16 protein-coding genes and 1 pseudogene are annotated in these 20,005 nt (G+C 66.0%); 9 read left to right on the top strand and 8 right to left on the bottom strand.

Annotation, left to right across the window (positions count from 1 at the left end; genetic code table 11):
* Positions 1-7: 7 nt before the first annotated feature.
* Positions 8-913, top strand: coding sequence for a dienelactone hydrolase family protein (locus ACFYOW_RS04040; protein ID WP_387284312.1), 906 nt, complete (start codon positions 8-10; stop codon positions 911-913).
* The gene (locus tag ACFYOW_RS04035) at positions 910-1,683 is read left to right on the top strand and encodes a thioesterase II family protein (protein WP_387284311.1); all 774 of its coding nucleotides are present in this window, start codon (positions 910-912) and stop codon (positions 1,681-1,683) included. The genes ACFYOW_RS04040 and ACFYOW_RS04035 overlap by 4 nt, the downstream gene beginning before the upstream one ends.
* Here the strand turns inward: ACFYOW_RS04035 and ACFYOW_RS04030 are convergent.
* From ACFYOW_RS04030 to ACFYOW_RS04015, 4 genes are all read right to left on the bottom strand, one after another.
* Positions 1,623-2,012, bottom strand: coding sequence for a DUF2784 domain-containing protein (locus ACFYOW_RS04030; RefSeq protein WP_387284310.1), 390 nt, complete (start codon positions 2,010-2,012; stop codon positions 1,623-1,625). The genes ACFYOW_RS04035 and ACFYOW_RS04030 overlap by 61 nt on opposite strands.
* Before the next feature lie 45 nt (positions 2,013-2,057).
* A complete protein-coding gene (locus tag ACFYOW_RS04025; RefSeq protein ID WP_387284309.1) occupies positions 2,058-3,527 on the bottom strand; it encodes an SDR family NAD(P)-dependent oxidoreductase in 1,470 nt (489 codons plus the stop codon).
* 105 nt (positions 3,528-3,632) lie between these two features.
* Positions 3,633-4,997 carry a hypothetical protein gene (locus ACFYOW_RS04020; protein ID WP_387284307.1) on the bottom strand — a complete coding sequence of 455 codons (1,365 nt, stop codon included), beginning with the start codon at positions 4,995-4,997 and terminating at the stop codon, positions 3,633-3,635.
* A 51-nt stretch (positions 4,998-5,048) separates the two neighbouring features.
* Positions 5,049-5,984, bottom strand: coding sequence for an alpha/beta fold hydrolase (locus ACFYOW_RS04015; RefSeq protein ID WP_387284305.1), 936 nt, complete (start codon positions 5,982-5,984; stop codon positions 5,049-5,051).
* Positions 5,985-6,166: 182 nt separating this feature from the next.
* On the opposite strand from ACFYOW_RS04015, the gene ACFYOW_RS04010 reads away from it, so the two are divergent.
* Positions 6,167-6,871: a TetR/AcrR family transcriptional regulator gene (locus ACFYOW_RS04010; RefSeq protein ID WP_387284303.1), complete on the top strand. Its 705-nt coding sequence runs from the start codon at positions 6,167-6,169 to the stop codon at positions 6,869-6,871.
* Positions 6,872-7,484: 613 nt separating this feature from the next.
* Positions 7,485-7,607, top strand: coding sequence for a hypothetical protein (locus ACFYOW_RS04005; protein WP_387284301.1), 123 nt, complete (start codon positions 7,485-7,487; stop codon positions 7,605-7,607).
* 228 nt (positions 7,608-7,835) lie between these two features.
* Here ACFYOW_RS04005 and ACFYOW_RS04000 read toward each other — a convergent pair whose 3' ends face one another.
* Positions 7,836-10,397, bottom strand: a complete 2,562-nt coding sequence (locus ACFYOW_RS04000) for a LuxR C-terminal-related transcriptional regulator (protein WP_387284299.1) — start codon at positions 10,395-10,397, stop codon at positions 7,836-7,838.
* 199 nt (positions 10,398-10,596) lie between these two features.
* Here ACFYOW_RS04000 and ACFYOW_RS03995 point away from each other — a divergent pair, with 199 nt between their 5' ends.
* Together ACFYOW_RS03995 and ACFYOW_RS03990 are read left to right on the top strand one after the other, a co-directional pair.
* On the top strand, positions 10,597-12,024 hold the full coding sequence (locus ACFYOW_RS03995) for an ATP-binding protein (protein WP_387284297.1): 1,428 nt from the start codon (positions 10,597-10,599) through the stop codon (positions 12,022-12,024).
* A complete protein-coding gene (locus ACFYOW_RS03990; RefSeq protein WP_387284295.1) occupies positions 11,978-13,522 on the top strand; it encodes a LuxR C-terminal-related transcriptional regulator in 1,545 nt (514 codons plus the stop codon). Before ACFYOW_RS03995 ends, ACFYOW_RS03990 begins: the two co-directional genes overlap by 47 nt.
* Before the next feature lie 147 nt (positions 13,523-13,669).
* On the opposite strand, the gene ACFYOW_RS03985 is transcribed toward ACFYOW_RS03990, so the two are convergent.
* From ACFYOW_RS03985 to ACFYOW_RS03975, 3 genes and pseudogenes are all read right to left on the bottom strand, one after another.
* Positions 13,670-14,413, bottom strand: coding sequence for an FAD-dependent monooxygenase (locus ACFYOW_RS03985; RefSeq protein WP_387284293.1), 744 nt, complete (start codon positions 14,411-14,413; stop codon positions 13,670-13,672).
* A 157-nt stretch (positions 14,414-14,570) separates the two neighbouring features.
* Positions 14,571-14,681: pseudogene (locus tag ACFYOW_RS03980) on the bottom strand (hypothetical protein); the annotation flags it as partial.
* 186 nt (positions 14,682-14,867) lie between these two features.
* The gene (locus tag ACFYOW_RS03975; RefSeq protein WP_387284291.1) at positions 14,868-16,193 is read right to left on the bottom strand and encodes an FAD-binding oxidoreductase; all 1,326 of its coding nucleotides are present in this window, start codon (positions 16,191-16,193) and stop codon (positions 14,868-14,870) included.
* Between the two features lie 198 nt (positions 16,194-16,391).
* Here ACFYOW_RS03975 and ACFYOW_RS03970 point away from each other — a divergent pair, with 198 nt between their 5' ends.
* From ACFYOW_RS03970 to ACFYOW_RS03960, 3 genes are all read left to right on the top strand, one after another.
* Positions 16,392-16,676, top strand: coding sequence for a hypothetical protein (locus ACFYOW_RS03970; RefSeq protein ID WP_387284289.1), 285 nt, complete (start codon positions 16,392-16,394; stop codon positions 16,674-16,676).
* 379 nt (positions 16,677-17,055) lie between these two features.
* Positions 17,056-18,450: a hypothetical protein gene (locus ACFYOW_RS03965; RefSeq protein ID WP_387284287.1), complete on the top strand. Its 1,395-nt coding sequence runs from the start codon at positions 17,056-17,058 to the stop codon at positions 18,448-18,450.
* The gene (locus ACFYOW_RS03960) at positions 18,447-20,000 is read left to right on the top strand and encodes a hypothetical protein (RefSeq protein WP_387284286.1); all 1,554 of its coding nucleotides are present in this window, start codon (positions 18,447-18,449) and stop codon (positions 19,998-20,000) included. The genes ACFYOW_RS03965 and ACFYOW_RS03960 overlap by 4 nt, the downstream gene beginning before the upstream one ends.
* Positions 20,001-20,005: the final 5 nt, after the last annotated feature.

Genomic DNA, 20,005 nt, shown 5'->3' with positions numbered 1-20,005 from the left:
CGGGGCCATGACGCCGCTGCAGCGTTATATCGCGGAAGAGATAGCCACCGACCATGCCGACGGATTGATCGGCCGCCGGGAAGCACTGCGCCGACTTGGAATGCTCGGGGTCGGCGCCACCGCCGCGGTCGCCTTGCTCGCCGCTTGTTCCAATAGCGGCGACCAGGCGAATACCGCGTCGACGGGCTCGAAACCCGCGGCGTCGTCGGCCCCGCCGGGCACCAGCGGCGCGGTCGCGACCACCGCGATCACTTTTCCCGGACCGGAAGGTCGCCGGCTACAAGCCGCATGGGCGGCCGCGCCACAGCCGCGCGGCAGCGTCCTCGTCATCCACGAGAACAAGGGTCTGACTGACCACATCCGTTCGGTGACAGGACGTTTCGCGGGCGCCGGATATTCCGCACTCGCGGTCGACCTGCTGTCCGAACTCGGCGGCACCGCCGCCTTCACCGACCCGGCGGCGGCCACCGCCGAACTCGGCAAGATCGCGCCGCAACAGTTCATCGGCGATCTGCAGGCCGGGATCGCCGAGTTGGAACGTCGGGTGCCGGGAAAGAAGGTCGGCGCGACCGGATTCTGCTTCGGCGGGGGTCTGGTGTGGATGCTGCTGGCCGCGGGTACGCCGACACTCGCTGCGGCGACACCGTTTTACGGCCCGTTCCCGGAGAACGGGGATCTGTCCGGTTCGACGGCGGCGGTACTCGGGATCTACGCCGCCAAGGACGAGCGGGTGATCGCTTCGCGCCCCACCGCGGAAGCGGCCCTGGACCGGGCCGGTCTCACCCATGAGATCTACGTCGCGCCGAATGCGGACCACGCGTTCTTCAACGACACCGGACCTCGCTACAACCCGACCGCCGCCGCGGAGGCGTGGCAGCGGGTCCTGGATTGGTACGGAAAGTATCTCGGGTGAAGGAGAGCGACATGGGCAAGGCCATTGCCGCGACGGACTGGCTGCGGGTGTTGCGCGCACATCCCGCGCCGAGCCATCAACTGCTGTGTTTCCCGCCGGGCGGGGGAGCGGTCACGGCTTATCGGGCACTGGCCGAACGCTTCGACAACGGCATTGCCGTTGCCGCCGTCCAGTACCCGGGTCGGCAGGACCGGCTCGGTGAGCCCACCATCGGCGATATGGACACCCTCGTCGACCGGATCGTGGACGAGGTACTGAATCAGGGCCCGGTGGAACAACTTTCGCTGTTCGGCCACAGCATGGGCGCGACCGTGGCCTTCGAAACCGCGCGCCGCCTGGAACGCAAGGGGCAACCGCTTACCGCGCTGTTCGTATCCGGCCGTCCCGCACCGACTTTCGTCGAGCAGAGCCGGCTGCATCTCGGCTCCGACGACGATCTGATCGGTGATCTGGAGCGCTTGGCGACCGATCCCGCGTCCGTCCAGATCCTGCGCGACGAACCGAGCCTCGCCGAACTGGTACTGCCCGCGGTGCGCAGCGACTACCAGGCCGTCGAGACCTACCGTTACCGCGAGGGCGCACCGCTGTCCTGCGCTGTGTCGGCCCTGGTCAGCACCGAAGATCCGACGATGACGCCGGAGCAGGCCGAGGAATGGCGCGAACACACCACCGGTTCGTTCGACCACACGGTCTTTCCCGGCGGTCACTTCTACCTCGACGACAAGGTCTCCGAGGTCGCCGACCTCATCGTCCGCACCCTCCACACATAGCCCACCCACGACACCACAACGCACACCGCGACCAGCGCGCGCACCAATCCCAGCGCACTCTGCGGGTAGATCACCCCGGTCAGATAATGGTCGATGAACCCGCTCGGCGGCAGCCCCGCCATCCCGGCCCGGTGCCGCGCCCAATTCTCCAAATATGTGAGCGGACAATCGAATCCGAACAGCACCGTGCTGAATCCCCACCCGAACGCGATCAGATGCAGCCAGATGGTGCGCGGCCACCGCCAAGCCACGAACCCGCCGACCACCACGTACGCCACGAATACGAAATGCACCGCGGCGGTGGCATCGGCCAGCAGCCGATACAGCATATGCCCAGCGTAGCGCTGGATGCGTGCGGGCTCGGCCCTGGCGGATCACCAGGGCGAGGGTTGGTAGTCCTTGAGGAAGCAGCCGTAGAGGTCGGTACCGGATTCGCCTTGGACGATCGGGTCGTAGACGCGGGCGGCGCCGTCCACCAGGTCCAGCGGCGCGTGGAAGCCCTCTTCGGCGAGGCGGAGTTTGGTGTAGTGCGGGCGTTCGTCGGTGATCCAGCCGGTGTCCACTGCGGTCATCAGGATGGCGTCTTGTTCGAACATTTCGCGGGCGCTGGTGCGGGTCAACATATTCAGCGCGGCCTTGGCCATATTCGTATGGGGGTGGCCCGCACCCTTGTACGCACGGGAGAACTGGCCCTCCATCGCGGAGACGTTGACAACGTATTTGCGGCGGGCCCCGGCAGCGGCCATGGCCGGGCGCAGCCGGGAAACCAGAATGAACGGCGCCACCGAATTGCACAACTGGACCTCGAGCAGCTCGGTCGGGTCCACCTCGGCGACGGTCTGCACCCAGCTGTTGGTGTGGGCGAGATCCGGCACCAGGCCACCGGCGTCGATGGCGACACCGCGCGAAATGCGTTCCGGCGTGGCCGATCCCGCGACCAGCGCCAACTCCGCCACATCGGCCGAGGACAGCGTCGGGGTCAGGGATGCGGTGAGTGCGGTGGGGTGCGCCTGCATGGTCTTGCCGAAGGTCACCACATCCGGCAGCGCGCCCGCGGGCAGCGGACCGGACTCGGCATCGACCAGCGCGCTGTACGCGCCGGGGGAGCGCCGCACGGTCTGGGCGGCATTGTTGATCAGGATATCCAGCGGTCCCTGCGCCGCGACGTCATCGGCGAGCGCGACGACCTGGGCCGGATCCCTCAGATCGATGCCGACGATGCGCAGCCGGTGCAGCCAGTCGGCGCTGTCGTCCATGGCGGCGAAGCGGCGGATCGCATCGTTCGGGAAGCGGGTGGTGATGGTGGTGTGCGCACCGTCGCGCAGCAGCCGCAGCGCGATGTACATGCCGATCTTGGCGCGACCGCCGGTCAGCAGGGCGCGCCGTCCGGTGAGATCGGTACGGGCGTCTCGTTTCGCGTGGCTGCCTGCCGCGCAGTCCGGGCAGAGCTGGTGATAGAACGCGTCGACCCGGGTGTAGCGCTGTTTGCAGATATAGCAGGGCCGCGGCCGCAGCAGCGTGCCCGCGCTCGCACCCGCCGCATTCGAGGTCAGCGGAATGCCCGCGGTTTCGTCATCGATCCGATTCGGCGAGCCGGTCGCGGTCGCCGCGACCACCGCCCGGTCCGCCTCGGCGACCGCATCCCTGGCCACGGTTCGCCTGCGCTGCTTCAATTTCTTGAACATATGGCCGACGGCGCGCTGCACCGTGACCGACGCCGGATCGTCCTTGTCCAACTGCGCGGCCTGCTCCAGCACGCGCAGGCAGATCGCCAGTTCATCGGGGTCGATGGCGGTGCCGCTCGGCGCTGGTGCGGTAGACGTCGACGCGGTGTTCTCGACCATCGGAATGCGAATTTATCCTTCGTGAACTGGGAGGTTGACCCAGCCATTGTCGCATTCGAATGCGGACCGATCGGCGCGGGCGGTCCCGCACCGACCGGACGCCGCCTATTTGCGCAGCTTGCTCATGGTCGAGGTAGCCGTCTTCTTCAGCAGATCGGTGACCTCGGACGCGCTGAGGATCTTGCTCGAGGACTTCGACGAACTGGACGAATACTGCGACCAGCTGATGTGGTAGGTGGCCCAGCCGTCGCGCACGGCCACCGAGACATCGGCCGTCGGATCGTCCGACTTGTGCTTACCGGTGATCACATACGCCTCGTCGCCGAGTCCGGAGACCTTGTCGACCTTCGCGTCCTTGCCGTATTCGCTCTGGGTCCAGGTCTCGTACGACGCGGTGAATTCCGGTCCCGGATTGGTCTGCTTGTGCACCTGCGCGCTGGTGTAGATGGCGGCGTAGTCGTACTTCTCCGTCGAGCCCGATGGAGTGAAGCGAACATCGCAACCCATCGAATCGACCGCGGCGTGTTTGGAGCCCTCGTGCTTCGGATAGGTATTGCCCGAAGAATCGGTCTTCGACAGCGTGAAGCCCGCGCTGGTGTAGGGCGAGGTGTCGGTGAGGTCGCACAGATTGGCGACATACTTGTAGCCGCGCAGATCGGCATCTTTGCTGATATCGGCCTTGCCCGCATCGAACGCGCCGATCGCGAACATCGCGCCCGCCCATACCGCGGAGGTGACGACGACCGCGCCGAGCGCCCAAAGCCAGCCTTTGCCACCGGATTTGGGCGGCTGTTGATATCCGGGCGCGGGTTGCTGGTATCCGGGCTGTTGGAAACCCGGTGCACCCTGCGGGAATCCGGGCGCGGGCTGCTCGAATCCGGGTTGCTGGAACCCGGGCTGCGGGAATCCCGGTGTCGACTGTGGTGCTCCGGCTTGCGGGAATCCGGGTGTGGCCTGTGGCGCCCCGGCTTGCGGGAATCCGGCCTGTGGTGCCCCACCCTGCTGGAATCCGGGCGCGGCCTGCGGCGTTCCCGGCTGCGGATATCCGGGCGAGGACTGGTGGTAGCCCGGTTGCTGATGTCTGGTGCCCGATTGGTATCCGGCGGGTGTGGCTTGCGGTGCTCCGGCCTGCTGGAATCCGGGCGCGGCCTGTGGTGTCCCCGGCTGCGGATATCCGGGCGAGGACTGGTGGTATCCGGGTTGCTGATGTCCGGTGCCCGATTGATATCCGGCGGGCGCGGCCCCCGGCTGATCGAACGACTGACGCACCATCGTCGGATCAGCAGGCTGCTGCTCGGCTGGGCCTTGCGGTCCAACGACCGGAACCGCGGGCTGCGACGGCAGTTGATACCCCGGCTGCCCGACCATCGTCGGATCCGATTGTGAATACTGCGGTCCCTGCTGCTGCGGCTGTTCCTGCGCCCACCATGCGTCGTCGGGCTGGTTCTGTTGTTCCCCCGGTCCGGTCATGCGCGCAAAGTACCACCCCGTCCGATTTATCGGCCACTCACCGCTGGCGGGTCACTGCGGGATGCTGGCGTTCGCCGCGCGCAGATCCTCGACGAAGTTCGCGATGGCCTCGGCGACGAGCAGCGGTTCGGTCACCGGCAGCCAGTGATCGGCCGGAATCGGGCAGCGCCACAGTCGATCCACCCAACGTGCGCTGCCGTAGTAGAGGAACGGGGGCACCAGCACGTCGGTGGTGTCCACGACGAGTTGCACCGGCACCGCGGTGGTGCGCTCACGCGGCCGCAGCAGATGATGCGCCAGATTGGCCACGGCGATCCGTGCTCCGGCGGCTAGATCCGCGCGCCAGGTCGGTGCGATCGGCGCGTACATCCGGGCGACGCCGCCGAGCTGTTCGATCAACCAGGTACGCACCCGCGGCGGATAGGCGATCCGTCGGGCTGCGGTCTGGGCGGTTCCGACTCCGTGCCGCCAGAATTTCCGGTCGGCGATCAGCTCCAGCGCCCGGCGGGGTTGACCGGCCAATTCGCGCAGTGTCATGCCGACGTGATCGAGATTCGGACCCGCGACGGCGGTGAACGAGGCGATCCGGGTATTGGCGCGCGGATCGCAGACCGCCTCCCACACCTGCACCGCACCCCAACCGTGTCCACAGACGTGCACCGGCCGCTTCGGACTGATCGCATCGACCAGCGCGAAGAAATCCTCGGCCAGGTGATCGAGTCGGTAGTCCTGTGGCACACCGGGTTTCGCCGATTCACCGTGCCCGCGCACATCGTAGGCGATGACCCGGAAGCCATCGGCCAGCAGCGTCGCCACCGCGGACCAGACCAGATGAGTATCGGACAACCCGTGCACCAGGACGAGTGGTTCCGCGCCGCGATCGCCCCATTCGAAGACTGCCAGCTCACCGTTCGCGCCGGCCACCGTGGACCGGCGGTGCGGGCGCTGGATGCCGGTCGGGTCGGGGGAGTCGAGCTGTTCGGTCATCTGCTTGCCTCGATCGATGCGCTGGGTGCTGCGTGTACCGCCGGTACGTGATCCGATACTGACAGTACGTATTACCCGAAGCAATGGATTGAAACCAGGACAGGCTATGAGGTCGGTCACGCATGATCCAGGGCGCTTTCGGCTCAACGGCGCGTACCGCCGGTACGTGTATGCTCTGGACCATGGCCCGTTCGGACAGATCTGCCAGATCAGCGCCGCGGACGATCACCCGCGAGGAGATCGTCGCCGCCGCCATTCGGGTGATCGACCGGGACGGTCCGAGCCCCAGCATGGACGACATCGCCCGCGAGGCCCGGATCACCAAACCGCGCCTGTACCGCCAGTTCGCCGACAAGGCCGATCTCTACACCGAAATCGGCGATCGGATGGCCGATTCCGTCGCCGCCGGTGCGGGCAACGATCTGACGCTGATGCTGCAACCGCCCCGGGTCGCGCTGCGCCGTGTGCTCACCGGCTATGCCGACAGTATTCTGCAGCACCCCAACGTCTTTCGGTTCCTCGGTCACGCGCACGTCACCCAGCACTCCGACGGTTCGGTACTGCAATTCGATCTCGGCCGCGCGGCCGCGAGTCGCGTCGCAGGCCAGGCACGCGAGATTGCCGAATTCATTCCGATCGATGCCACCGGCATCGACTATCTGGCCCGCGCGATCGTCGGCGTCGTCGTCGCGATCACCGACCTGTGGCTGGGTGACGCGGATCCCCGCCGTTCCGATGGCACCGCCGAATTCGTCGACCAGGCAACCGAATTCGTCTGGGGTCTGATCGATGGATTCCTGCGCCGCCAGGGCATCTCGGCCGATCCGGATACCCCGATCTTCACCTCGCTCGCAGTCGTCAACCAGGCCCAGCGGCCGACCGGCTGATCCGCATTACGCCAGGATGTAGTTCGACCGCTCTTGACCTGATGAGTGGCGATCAGCGCTGGTGCCAGCGGTGATCGACCGGACTCGATGACCTGACACGGGGCGCGGCGGCGGCTGTCGACCCTGCAAGGCAGCTCATGGGTGGACTGCCCGCGTACCTCGCCGCGGGTGCGTTCACAAATCGACTTCGTGCACTGCGGCACCGGCTCGCACTTCGAGGACCGCCAGCAGGACCATCCGACACACCGACATATCCGACATGTGTCCGCGCGGGATTATCACTGCGTGTGCCTCTGCTCGCCGGCATTCCTGCACGAGATCGACGAACGCCGGGGGCAGTGTCGCGTTCTGTGGTGGAGGCTCGCAAAACACGGCGCCCAGCTCGTAGCCGAGTAACCTGGCAAGGTCGCGCAGTCTGGCTTCGCTCGAATTCCGATCGCGGTCACGGAGTAGATCGTCGCGCAAGTATCCGTATGCAAGAGGTAATAGTGCAGTTGTCATGGGATGGTTCGGTTTCCGGTCGGTCGGCCACGAGCGATTACACTTCGGTCAGCCGGATGGATTTGTCAGCGCAGGGCGGCATATACGCACCTGTTCGCCGTCGACTCGGCAAATGAAGTCGAGCTCGGCCGTTCGCAAGATCGTGTGGTTGAAGGTCTTCGACGGCGTCACCGAGACCTTCGTCTTCTGCACGGCAACCAGCATGGGCGGTAGGTATAGATCCCCGCATCGGTAATGGGCGTGGGCTATACCTATGGAAAGGCATCAACACACCTTCACCGACATGGCCTCCGGGAACGACACCACACGCCGTTAGCCGGACGAGCTGATCGCGTACGTCCGCGACGGGTTCATCGTCCTCGCCGATATGTTCATGCCAGGGAGGCTGGCGAGTTCGCTGACCACAAGGATCGGGAGCTTGGAACGAGATCAGATCCGCCAGTCTCTCAGACAGTCGCTGCTGTCAGCGCGGTCGTCGGGCGGTTTCGCCTCGGACCTGGTCGGTGAATCTACCGGGGATGTGCTCGGATATGTCCGCACGTGAAGTAATGGCCAGCTTATTGAAAATCGCCGCGATTTGGGCGTCGACAGTTCGGGACGACTTTCCGCGGCGGAAGGCAATATCTTTGTTGGTCCACCCGGCCGCGGCCAGAATCGCGACCTGTTGTTCGGTCCGAGTCAATTCGTACCAGTGCGATGTGGCGGCCGTGTCCGCCGGAGTATCGACGGTCAGTGTGCCCAGTGCCAGCCGTTGCACTTCGTTTCGTTCCGGACGCAGACGCATGCCTCGGGCTTCTGCCGCAGCGTAGGCGTCGGGCCCCAGTACCCGGCGAGCGACAGCGATAGCTTTTTCGGATTCGTCGAGGAGAGGCCCCGACGCCTTGATGTCGATGCCGAGCTTGGCTCGTAGGGTTGTGGTGCCGCCGGCCAAGTGGGCGATTTCGGTGGCCAGGGCAATCAGTTTCTTGCGGTCGGGTTTTCCGGCGACCATCGAGTCGGTGATGATCTGCGCCAATGACCAGGTCCGGTACTGCACCAACCACACCGCGGCCCATTGCTCGTTGGTGGCGAGGTGATATGCCAGCGAGGATCGTTCGAGGGCCAGTGCTTCGGTGGGGTTGCCGTGTCGGGTCAAGGCTGTTGACCTGGTGAGTTCGGCGCAAGCCTTTTCCCATGGAATTCCGGAGATGGTCGCGCGGTCGAGGTAACGCTGCGTGATCTCGTGGGCTTGCTGCGGGGTTCCCAGCATGCCCGCGGCCAGGGCAGCGAACAGCTCGTTCATTGAGGCAGCGCCGTGGTCGCCGTAGGCCTCGAATTTAGCCTGGGCTCGGCTCAGGACTGTGATGGCGCGGGCGTCACGGCGCGCGAATATCAGCTCCGCCCCCCATGCGAATTCGACAGGAGCGGGCAGCCCGATGTCGGTCTCGGCGGTGTCTCGCCAGTTCCGCCTGGTGTCTGGGTCGGGTATGCAGGCGGCGACGCAGTCCTCGAGCATCTGTTCGGCATCCTCGATGGTGCCTTGGAGCGTGGCGAGCCATGCGATGGTGGCCATGGCCCCGATCTGGAGTTCGGTGGGTTGCGGCGTCGTTGCCCGAGTGGCGGCGAGGCAGCGTAGGGTCCATTGGCGTATTTCTCGTACCGAGCCGCTGGTGAAGCACACTTGCAGGGTGATCAGCCCGAGACAGATCTCCAGACCGTCTCCGGCTCGGCCCGGGGTGGTGATACTGGTTTCGATCGCGGTGAGGGTGTTGGCCCAGACCGTCCGGGCCCAGTCCACCAGGGCTTGCCCTTCGGGATCGAACCAGTTGGCTGCGGCGTAGGCGATCCTGTCGTGGTAGTAGCGGCAGTGCCGCAGGGCCAAGCGGGTGGGTTCGTCCACCGCGGCGGTGGAGCGCTGGCGCAATCGCTGCTGGGCGAAGACCCGCAGGCTCTCCACTAGTGAATACCGCACCGCGGTCGCCGTCCTGTGCGTCGTGACCAACGATTGATCGACGAGCCGCTCGAGCAGGCCCTCGATTTCCGGCCGGGTCAGAGTCACTCGGGTATCGCTGATTTCGTCGTCGCAACAGATTGTCTCGATGGCGTCCAGCTCGGCACCCACATCCGGTGCAGCCTCTGCGGTGTCGTCGGGATTGGTGTCGTAGCCGGCGGCGAACACCGACAGGCGGTCGAAGAGCAGACGTTCCTTGTCGCTGCACAGCTCGTAGGACCAGGAGATGACGTCGACGACTCCTCGATGGCGCGGGTCGGTGCCCACGCGGGGGCCGTGCGACCAACTCAGCCGAGCGTCATCGGCGTGGCCGGTGAGCCCGTGCAGAATGGCGGCCATCGGTTGACGAAGCAGGCGTGCGGCCGCCAACTGGATGTAGAGCGGATGGTTATGGACGTGGCGGCAGATCTCGGCGGCGGTGGTCTGGTCTTTACCGGTGACGGGATGTTCGGTGAGTTCGGCGCGTTGCCGAAATAGGGCAAGGGCCTCGCGCTGCGATAGCGGCGGAACGGTGATCAGGTGTTCGTCGATCCAGCCGATGGGTTCTCGGCTGGTGGCCACGATGCTCAACCCCGGTACCGTCTCGATGAGGTCGGCGATCAGGGGCCCGACACCGGAGAGTACGTGCTCGCAGTTGTCGAGCACCAGCACGGAGCGCTGGGCAGGTCCAGTGCCGGTGGTGTCGGTCGGGGCGAGGGTGTCGACCAAGGCATCCCACGCCGAGCGCCCGGAGAAATCCGCCTCGATCACTGCATGGGCGACTTCTTCCGCGACCGCGGTCGAATCCGAATCCGGAGTCAATCGAGCCAATCGCACCCAGGAGGCTCGTCTTTTCCTGGCTTCGGCTTTACCGCAACGGCGCAACGCTTCGACGGCCAGACGAGTCTTCCCGATGCCACCCGGGCCGGTGAGGGTGATAAACCGGGCTGGGCCGAGCAGTAGGGTGCTGATCTTCTCCAGCTCGCGTTCTCGACCGACAAAGCTAGAGGTAACAGTGGGTAGGCTGCCTACACCTTCCCGGCGCCTGACATCCATATCACATAATTATAGGCCCCGCACCGCGGGCTGAATCCCCGTCATGAGCGCCACCTGACAGCGCGAAATCGCCGCCACCTATGGCTGTGAGTCAGTGCTCCGCAGTCGACGAGACACCGATGCTCGAGCTGGTTAGGATGCAGCCCGGAGATTTCGCGAATACCCCGCGAAACCCGGCTGTCAGTGCCTGGGAGGTGACATGTCAGGGGTCTCGCCGGGGGGAGTGGCCGGGCCGCTGGTCGGCCGGGTCGAGGAGATGCGCGAGCTGACCCGAGTCCTCACTGCCGCGCGGAAAGGGCGAACATCGGCGATCGCCGTGACCGGAGAGCCGGGTATCGGCAAGACCCGCCTCCTTCAGGAGATCCGCCGAGAAGCCCTCGCCCAGGGTTTCCAGGTGCTGGAGGGCAGAGGCACCGAACTGGAGCGAGAATTTCCCTACGCCGTTGTGATCGATGCATTCGACGAACCGCTCGGCTCACTGTCCCGAACGAGCCTGAAGGCGCTCGGCGAGGAATGCCTTTCGGAACTCAGTCGAATTCTCCCATCCCTGCACCGATGGAGCGGGTCACCGACACGATCCACGCAAATAGACCGGCACCGCTGTCACCGCAGTGTACGGATGGCGCTGCAGCGGCTGGCGGCTCAGCGCCCGTTGTTGTTGGTTCTCGACGACGTTCACTGGGTCGACCACGCCTCGCTCGAGGTGATCGCACACCTACTGCGAAACCCCGTGCCGCGATGTGCGTTGATGCTGGCACACCGTTCCCGGCAACTTCCCACTGCACACACGGCAGCGCTGGCTCGAGCCGTGTACGACAACACCATGTCATCACTCGAACTCGGGCCATTGTCGATTGCCGAAGCCGCCGAATTGCTGTCGGGCAGTGTCGACACGGCCGACCTGTCCGACTTTTATCGTGAATGTGGTGGAAATCCATTCTATTTACAGGATGTTTCGCGTACGCGAATTCGCCTCGGCGGGCATCGGACCGGCATCAGTGATTCGTACGGTATTCCCACGATCGTTCATGATGTTCTGGAGCAGGAAATACGGGCCCTGTCCCCGCGTGCACGCAAGCTGCTGCAGGCCGCTGCGGTAGCGGGCGAGCCATTCGATCTCGACCTGGCGAGCGATATTGCCGAACTGGTCGAAACCGAAATGTTCCAGACAACGGACGAGCTGGTCGCGAGTGGGTTGATATACGAAACGGAAACCCCCGGGCGATTGGCGTTCCGCCACCCCTTGATTCGACGTGCGGTCTACGAACGAAGCGGATATGGCTGGCGCAGAAATGCGCACAAGCGGGCAGCGAAGGCGCTCGCGAACCGCAGCACCGCCCTGTCGATCCGAGCGCACCACCTCGAACACTGCGGCGAGGTAGGAGACGAAGAGGCCATCACGGTACTCGTCGATGCTGGGAAAGCTGCCTCGCAGCGAGCTCCCGTCGCTGCGGCCCGGTGGTTCCGGGCAGCCTTGCGTCTGCTGCCGAACGAGGAATCTGTCGATCGCCGACTCGTCCTGTCGATGTCGCTGGCCGAGGTGTTGAATGCCTGCGGTCCGGCTTCAGGAGAGTCGAGAAGTGCTGAGCCGGACTCTGGAACTGCCCGCGCGCGTCGACCCCGGTGAACGCGCCCGGATGATGGCCATGCTCGCCGTGATCGAACAGGGGCTCGGCAACGCCGTCGAGGGTCGGCATCTGTTGACGACAGCGCTCACCCTCGTCCCACCCGACAGTGTGGCGGCCGCCGCGCTCGAACTGGAACTCGCCAAAACCGACCTGCTGATGCGGGACTGGGCCGAGGCTGTGGCCGTCTCGGCGAAGGTGCGGCAATCAGCGCGCAAGCGAGGCGACCGACACCTGGACTTCCTGGGTACCGCGGCAAGCGCGTTCCTGAAGACGACGCAGCTCGGCGACACCCTGCGGGAAGCGGGCTCCGACCTCGACGAAGCCGTGCGCATCCTCGACACCCTCACCGACGCCGAAATACCACTCGCGTTGATCGACGGACTGGCCGATGTGGTGATCGCCGCGATTTCCCTGGAGCGGTTCACGATGACCGTCGAGTACACGACTCGGGGAATCCGGCTCTGCCGCCGAACCGGACATGGCAGACGTCTGGTCGACTTCCTGCATTTACAGGGATTGGCTCTGCTGATGCAGGGGCAGCTCGAGCGCGCGCTCACGGTATCCGACGAGGCCGTTGACGTAGCGCTGATGCTGGACAACCCACCGATGGTGGCGATGGCCGAATCGACACGCTGCTGGATCTTGTCCCTGCTGGGCCACACGGATCAAGCGTTCACCGCCGGTGCGGGCGCGGTCCGTATCACCGAAGAACTGCCCAGGGGCCGTTACTCGTACTATCCACCGCTGATATACGGCATGGTCCTGATCCAGGCCGGTCGGTATCGACGTGGCCGTCGGCTGGTCCTGGGCGCCGGGGGCCAATTCGACATCTACCCGTCATTGATCCCGCAATTCCATCCGTATCTCGTCGAGGCCGAACTGGCACTCGGACGGATCGACGCTGCCGAGCACGCGACTCGTCGGATCGAGTTCATCGCCGACGCATCGCCGTTTCTTCCTATGCGAATCGGCCACACCCGCAGTACCCGCGCCCGCGTACTGCTCGCACGAGGCGAGATCCGTGCTGCCGTAGCCTATGCCGAGCAAGCGGTCGCCGAGTACCAACGCAGCGGATGCTCGCTCGAAGTCGCCCGCGCACGTCTGTTGCTCGGTCATGCCCTCGCCGAACTGGGCGGGAAACCGGCCGCCAGACGCGAATTCGACAGCGCGCTCATGATCTTCGAGAGCCAGAACGCCGCACGTCTGGCCGAACAGGCGCGCCTGGCGCTGCGCCGCGTGGGCGAGCGACACGTGTCCGGCCGCCGAAGCCGATCCCGTGCGACCAACGTCGGATTCGGCGATCTCACCGAGCGGCAGAGCGAGATCGTCAACCGCATCGTCCTGGGCCGAACCAACCGCCAGATCTCCGAAGACCTCTACGTCAGCGAGAAAACCATCGAAGCCCACCTCACCCGCCTGTTCGCCAAGCTGGGCGTTTCCTCCCGAGCCGAACTCGCCGCCCTGGTCGCAGCTCAGCAAGACCACCACCAAAGCTGACCGGCCCGTGGGCGAGACAGCGTATCTCACCAGGTCGAATGACTCGACGGCGTCGTCGCCACGCCGCGGCGACAATGCGATGTGATCATTCGTTATCCGTCGCCACCGTGCCGGGAGGTGTGGAACGCGGACAGCTCGGCGGCGCGGTCATGGTTGGTAGGAGCGAGCGAGAGCGTCGCCGTACGCCACCAGGTCGTTGTGTACCGAGCGGCGGACCTGGTACTGCTGTTGGAGCAGCGGCTCCAGGTGGCCGCGGCCGTCGTAGGCCCGGGCAAGGATCTGCGCCAACACCGTCGCGTCTTCCAGGGTGTAGCTCATTCCCTGGCCGGTCATCGGATGGGGAGAGAACACCACGCCGCCCAGGAGAATGACGTTGTCGCGGTGGTAGGGCTTGCTGGTGAAAACCGTCACGGGCGCGGGCGTGAACCGGTCCCCGTCCAACAGCGCGAGGGCGTCGTCGCTCTGGGTGACGAAGGTACTGAGCCGCCCTTTCAGATCGATGCTGTGTTCGTCGAACACCGGCCGCTCCAGTTCCCGGGGAAATCCGACGAACACCCTGGCCAGCTCGGCACTGACTGGGTAGAAGTAGGCGAACCAGCCGCGGGAATCGAAGTAGAGCCGGTTGCGCGCGGCGATACTGTCCGTCATCGGAATCGTGCTCATCCGCAGCACGTGGTGATAGCGGTTGTCGTCCCGTTCAGAGCCGACGAACTCACGCAGCCCTGCGCCGGATCCACTGGAATCCACCAGCACCCGAGTCCGCAACTCGGTGCCGTCGTCCAGCGTGCAGCGGGTGACCAGGGAATCGGCGACCGCGAAATCGACCATCCGGCAACCGAACCGGATGTGCACGTGCGACAGATCGGCGCAGGCCGCAACGATCGTCCCCACGATCTCGTTGTAGGGGGGCGATCAAGAAATGACCGAGCTGGGTGTGCTCGGCGAAATCGTAGGAGAAGAGCAGCTTTCCGTCGTGGTGGTAGTCGATTACGTGCCGTTTCAAGGCACCTCGGCTCGCCAGGGTGTCGAGCAAACCCTGCTCGGCGAGGACACGGATTCCGCGGGGCTTGAGGATCTCGGCACCGCGCGTGGCCACACCAGGCTTGGGGTCGATCACCAGCACCCGGCGGCCCTGGCGCCCCAGCAACAAGGCCAGCATGGCACCGCCGATGCCAGCGCCCACGATGACACAGTCGAAGTCCACGGTGGCTTGTGCCACCCTTGGTGTGGCGTTCATCGGTTCACCACCAGGTACCGGCCGGGCGAGATGATGTCGGCGGGATCGAAGAGCCGTTTGAGTCCGTCCAGCGGTCCGTCTCGGTAACTGGCAGACCGATCGACGAGTTCACATGGCATCTGGTCGATGTTGGAGCGGTAGGGCGGGAAACCCGCTTCCAGGAATACCCGGCGAACCGCGTGGCGCAGTGCGTGCGCCCGCTCGATCGCTTCGGGCTCCCGCACGAACGGGATCTGCGTGACCATGTTGGTGGTGTGGTGTGAGATCACGTTGAACTCGAGCATGCCCGCGACGCCGTGGCGCTCGGCCTCGAACCCGCTCGACTGCCTTGCTCAACGCATTCTGCTGGAGCGGAACCACCGGCAGGAATGTCAGCCAGCCGATCCGCGCCTCGTCGGCCCGAGCACACTCGTCGACTCCCAGCGACTGCTGCAGGTGCAGGCAGGACGGGATCCCCCGGGCGAACAGGGTGCGCGGGTACAGCGGATCGTCGATCGGCGTGGTCGCAGGGTCCAGGGAGCGGTACGACGCGAGCCCGCCCACTCGGACGAGCGTGTCGCGAATGTCGTTCTCGGCGATCCGGACGGCCTCGCGAGACCCGAGCAGGGGTACCTGAACCGTGAAGATGTCGGGGTCGGCGGTATCGGCAAGTGCGGCGCGGCCCGCTTCGGGCACCACGAAGAGCTCCTTGAGCCGCAGCATGCCATGCGTGGCGATCCGCGTCCGACCGACCCGGATCACGGTGTCGACGACTTCGGCGAGAACGGTGTTGGAGTAGGTCGCGTTGACGAGGGTGACCGCCTCGGGGCGCGGAACGAAACCGATCGCCATCGCGGTGACCACACCCAGGTTGCTCTGCAGGAAAACCCGAGTCAGGTCGGGTCCCGCTACGGTGCCGGACCAGCCGCCGTTACGGTCGAGGCCGCCGGTGGTCATGATCTCACCGGTGCCGAGCACGACTTCGAGTCCCAAGAGGTCCTCGACCCGCGCCCGGATAGTGCCGTCGCCGCGTTCGATCGTATTGCCGACGAGGCTGGCATAGGCACATCCCGAGGTCACGTTCAGCATCCACGGTGTCCCGTCGAGCAGTTCCGCGAGCTGGCGCTGGGTCACCCCCGGTTCGACCACGGCGTAGCCCCGGTCCAAGTCGAGTGTCCGGATGGTGGTCATCCGGCTCAGATCGAGGACGGTGCAGCCGTCGAACACCGGATGCCGTGAGCCCATGCCCCAGTTCCGGCCAGTGCTCAACGGGTAGACCGGTGTTGCCTCGCGCGCTGCCCGGAGCACCATCCGTTGAACTTCATCGGTATCGAGCGGATAGCACGTACCTCGGGTCTCTCTTGCTCGGTGGTTCCCTAAATCCTGTGATCGGATGTCTTGGGTTGAGTTTCGTCGAGCAGCAGCGCTGCCTGTGTCGACGTGGTGAACGCTCATCGCTACTGCCTGTCTTCGAACCGGGCCGATACCCGAGCAACGTCAAGATTCGGTGAAAGCCGAGTCTGGACCCCCGGTTGTCGGCATAGGCAGTAGGGAAATCCCCAATCTCGTCCGCCGCTGCAATCCTCGGATCCGTCCCGTGGTCTTGGTCGTTGTCGATCTGAATCGCCTCGAGGTTCCCCGGTCGTCGGTCAGGTGCGTCGGAGCGGCGACCGGCAGATCAACCATCTCGCCGCCGTCGTGACCACCGATCCCAGCGTCATTCGTGTCGTGCGTGAGCACCCGGACTGGCGCGAGGTGATCGACCGCCCGGTCGCATTACTGGCAGAACCCACCCCGGGACCGGATGGTGTCATCGCGGCCACCGCGGTGCTGACCGGTCTGGCCGGTGCCGCATTCCGGCGCGCTGAGCGACGTCGACCAGGAGACGCTGCGTCGACAGCTAGTCGACATCGGCCGCCGAATACTCGGCCTGAGTAGACCGCGAACCACTTGACACCGCAGCGTATTTCGGAACAACACGCACCGTCGGCCCGCTGTAGTGCTCCGCCGACTTCCCGTCTGCCTCGAAAAATCCTATGCACCGGAACGGATTTGAGCGTCTGTCGGCTATCAAGCCTGATCAAACCACTGACGGCCCGCTTCGCACGATCCGGTGAGCACAAACTGATCATCTCGGCTGCGTGCGGCTGATTACCGGTCGGCTTGCCATGGCTGGTAACCCAGGATTGCGCTGGGAGGGCGAAGTATGAAATCTTCCCCTGTTCGGGAACCTCCAAATAGTGACGACGAATCGGTCAGGTGTGTCGGTGCATCGGAGGCCCCGACGCGCTTATCGTTCCCGGACACGGAGGATGCCGTGACGCAAGGCATGGGGGAGGATCTCGCCGGGTTGGCCGATCGGATCGTGGACGGATTGCGTGCGGTGGCTCCGTCCGGGTGGGAGCGGTTGGAGGCGTGGTTCGCGATGACCGTGGTCGCCGAATCGGCGCTGCTCGTGGTCGGCGACGGTACCCGGTTCCCGGTGCCGGATGGGGTGTGGGATGCGGTGCGTCGGCATCGGGAGGTTTCGGCGGGGGCGGACGACGGGCCGTGGTGGCGGTTGCTGGTGCGGATCAGCGTGGACGGTGTCGAGGTCGTCGCCGATCACGGTGCGGAGCCGTTTCCCGGTGAACAGTTGTTCGCGCCCGCGGCCTACCTCGCCGATATGGAGCGTTATCCGCGGGACCGGCTGCCGGTGTGGCTGGCAGCCTACCTCGGGCGCGGCGAACGCCCGTCGCGATCGCCGCGGGCGGCCGCCGACGGGATGCGGGCGGACCGGCGTGCGGGGGTGCGGGCGGTTGCTGTGGATAATGAGTTGCCGGAGCTGGCGGCGTTGTGGGCTCGGTGGTCGGTGCTGGCGGCGGCGTTCGTGGCGGTCGGGTCGGGGCGGGGGCCGCGGATCGGGCTGTCGGTGGGCATGTTCGAAAGTGTGGGGCGTAGCGGGTCGACGTTGGCTCTGCTGCCCGGTGACCGGGCGGTGCTCTCGGGTGGTGTGTGGGATGCGCCGGTTCTGGACGCGGCGTACAACGGGGGTGCCGCAATGCCGAAATTCTTTGCGGGGGCACCGGATTGGGTTGCCGACCCGGTGCTCAATCCGCGCGCTGCGACCGGTCTGCTGTCGTTCTGTTATTGGTGGGAGGACGGGCAGTGGTATGGGGGCGAGTCCGCGCCGATACCGGAGTGCGCGCCAGCGCTGCCCGCGGTGTGGACGGCCGGCACCGTGGCGGGTGTCGTCGGCAGCCTGCTGGACGACCGGTCGGGTGATACGCCGGAGGCGGCTGAGCTATTGGTGTCGGCGGCGCAGGCCGGTGCGGTGACTCGTGAGGCGATCGTGCAGGTCTTCGGCGACGACGCCGACATCGATGGCGCCCTGTTCCAGTTCGTGCTCGCGGACCTGGTCACGAACCAGGCCAGCAGGATCGGCGCAGCCGAGGCGCTCGACCTCGTCCGGGAACACATCCGCAGCCGGGGTTACGACACCACGGGATACCCGTTGTCGACGTTGCGGGCCGATCGCATCAGCGTGGGCTGGTTGGTGCGTTCACCGATGCCGGACGGCGGAATCGCTTTGGACCGTGCGGTTTTCTATGTTGCCGACGATGGTGTTGTCGAGCGCTCGACCACGTCGGTGCCGCTGTCGGTGTTCGTCACCGGTTTCGAGCGACGGTTCCGGCTGCGCGCCAACGGCCGAGTCCGACCGGGGGGGACGTGAGCGACAGAGTGCGGCTGGATCCGGACAGCCTGCGGCGCGACAGCGCACGGCTGGCCGAACTCGGCGACCAGGTGAGCCGGACCTACGCAGGACTGCGGGACTCTCTGGCGCAGGCGAACGGGTGCTGGGGCGACGACTATCTGGGCGAGGCGTTCGCCAAGGATTTCATGCCACAGGCCGATCAGTTGCTGAATGATATGCGAGCGATGGAGGAAAGCCTGCGTGGGACGGCCCAGCAGGTAGCCGCCGCCGCGCGCGACTTCGAGACCCAGGATCTCGACGGCTCCGGTGGAATCGGCCGAGCGGCCGAGGAGGCGTATCTTCCGGATCCGGCCTATGGGACGGGTGTGCAGCCGTCCTCGGCCACCGCGTCTCCTACGACGCAAGAACCGGTGACTTCGTCTCCCGTGCCGTACGCCAGGACCGCGGGCCGTACCCCTGCCGGACAATCAGCGTCGGACGGTACTCCCACCGGACAACAAACCTCCGGCGCGCCGCCGGAGGCCGCCGGAAGACCGTCGACGTCGCAGAACGGCCCACAGTCGTCGAATAGTCCGGCCGAAAAATCGGACCGGCAGGGCGGTTCGAAGACCGCCCAGGATCCGAGCCGTCAGCCCCCGCGGGTGTCGCCCCCGGCCGTCGCCGGACGGGATGCGGCCAACTCGAGCGCGCCATCGGCCCGGCCCGGGGCGCCGCCGGCACGAATACCCGCTCCCGCGGCCGGTGGAAGAAAAGAGACGCCCTGGACCGAGCCACCACGGACGAACCGCGGGTCCGCGGCTTCCGAGCCGAACTCGTCGAACCCTCGATCCGGCTCCCCGCCGCGCTCCCCGAAGCGCGACGAGCCGCACAAGCGCGATCGACGCCGCGATGCGGAACGACCGGCCGGCAAGCCCGGCGCCTCACCCGTATTCGCCTGGCTGGCACGAACATTGGCCGACCGGCATAACGTCGCGGTAGTCGGTTTCGACTTACCCGACCTGCAGGAGACGCCCGTGCGCGAGTTCGCGGCCGCCGTCGATCGGGTGCTCACCGAGTACCCGGTGATCGAACTCGACGTCGTCGCGATAGGGGACCTGGGCGCCGACACCGAGGGTGTGCGGTGGCGCCGTGAAGTGCGTGATTCGGCCACCATCCGGTCGATCACCCTCGATCGGCGCGCCGCCTGCGAACCGAGCCGAGGCATCGGAGCGCCGGACCCCGAACCTGGGGCCGACGATTCGGCTGTTCACTCGGCGACGGTAGGAGAACTCGGCAAGGCCCTGGACAACGCCGGGGGCGGCGTCGCCCGGCGGATCGCCCAGCACACCCTGATCGCCGAGTACATGCGGGTGATGGCGGGACGGCACACGACATTCGCTGAGCTGCTGCGCGGTTATCGGCGCTGGCGTGCCGAGTTGGCCGGGGCCACCGGTGCGGCGGGTGGCTTTGAAGTGGATCGAGCATTGGGTGTCGCATTCGCCGATGTCGTGCTGCACGGCGAGCGGGCCAGCGCTGCGGCGAAGACACTGCACGCGGTGCTGGTCGACGCGGCCCCGCCGCCGGGATAGGCGGC

This window comes from Nocardia sp. NPDC006982 (assembly GCF_042869435.1).
Classification (GTDB): domain Bacteria; phylum Actinomycetota; class Actinomycetes; order Mycobacteriales; family Mycobacteriaceae; genus Nocardia.
This window is presented reverse-complemented; position numbering and strand designations above follow the sequence as displayed.

Coding starts and splice junctions, on each gene's coding strand:
- ACFYOW_RS04025 (WP_387284309.1), bottom strand. CDS start 3,527: ATGGTCGAGAACACCGCGTCGACGTCTACCGCACCAGCGCCGAGCGGC.
- ACFYOW_RS04040 (WP_387284312.1), top strand. CDS start 8: ATGACGCCGCTGCAGCGTTATATCGCGGAAGAGATAGCCACCGACCAT.
- ACFYOW_RS04030 (WP_387284310.1), bottom strand. CDS start 2,012: ATGCTGTATCGGCTGCTGGCCGATGCCACCGCCGCGGTGCATTTCGTA.
- ACFYOW_RS04005 (WP_387284301.1), top strand. CDS start 7,485: ATGAAGTCGAGCTCGGCCGTTCGCAAGATCGTGTGGTTGAAGGTCTTC.
- ACFYOW_RS04010 (WP_387284303.1), top strand. CDS start 6,167: ATGGCCCGTTCGGACAGATCTGCCAGATCAGCGCCGCGGACGATCACC.
- ACFYOW_RS04015 (WP_387284305.1), bottom strand. CDS start 5,984: ATGACCGAACAGCTCGACTCCCCCGACCCGACCGGCATCCAGCGCCCG.
- ACFYOW_RS04000 (WP_387284299.1), bottom strand. CDS start 10,397: ATGGATGTCAGGCGCCGGGAAGGTGTAGGCAGCCTACCCACTGTTACC.
- ACFYOW_RS03995 (WP_387284297.1), top strand. CDS start 10,597: ATGTCAGGGGTCTCGCCGGGGGGAGTGGCCGGGCCGCTGGTCGGCCGG.
- ACFYOW_RS04020 (WP_387284307.1), bottom strand. CDS start 4,997: ATGACCGGACCGGGGGAACAACAGAACCAGCCCGACGACGCATGGTGG.
- ACFYOW_RS03975 (WP_387284291.1), bottom strand. CDS start 16,193: ATGAGCGTTCACCACGTCGACACAGGCAGCGCTGCTGCTCGACGAAAC.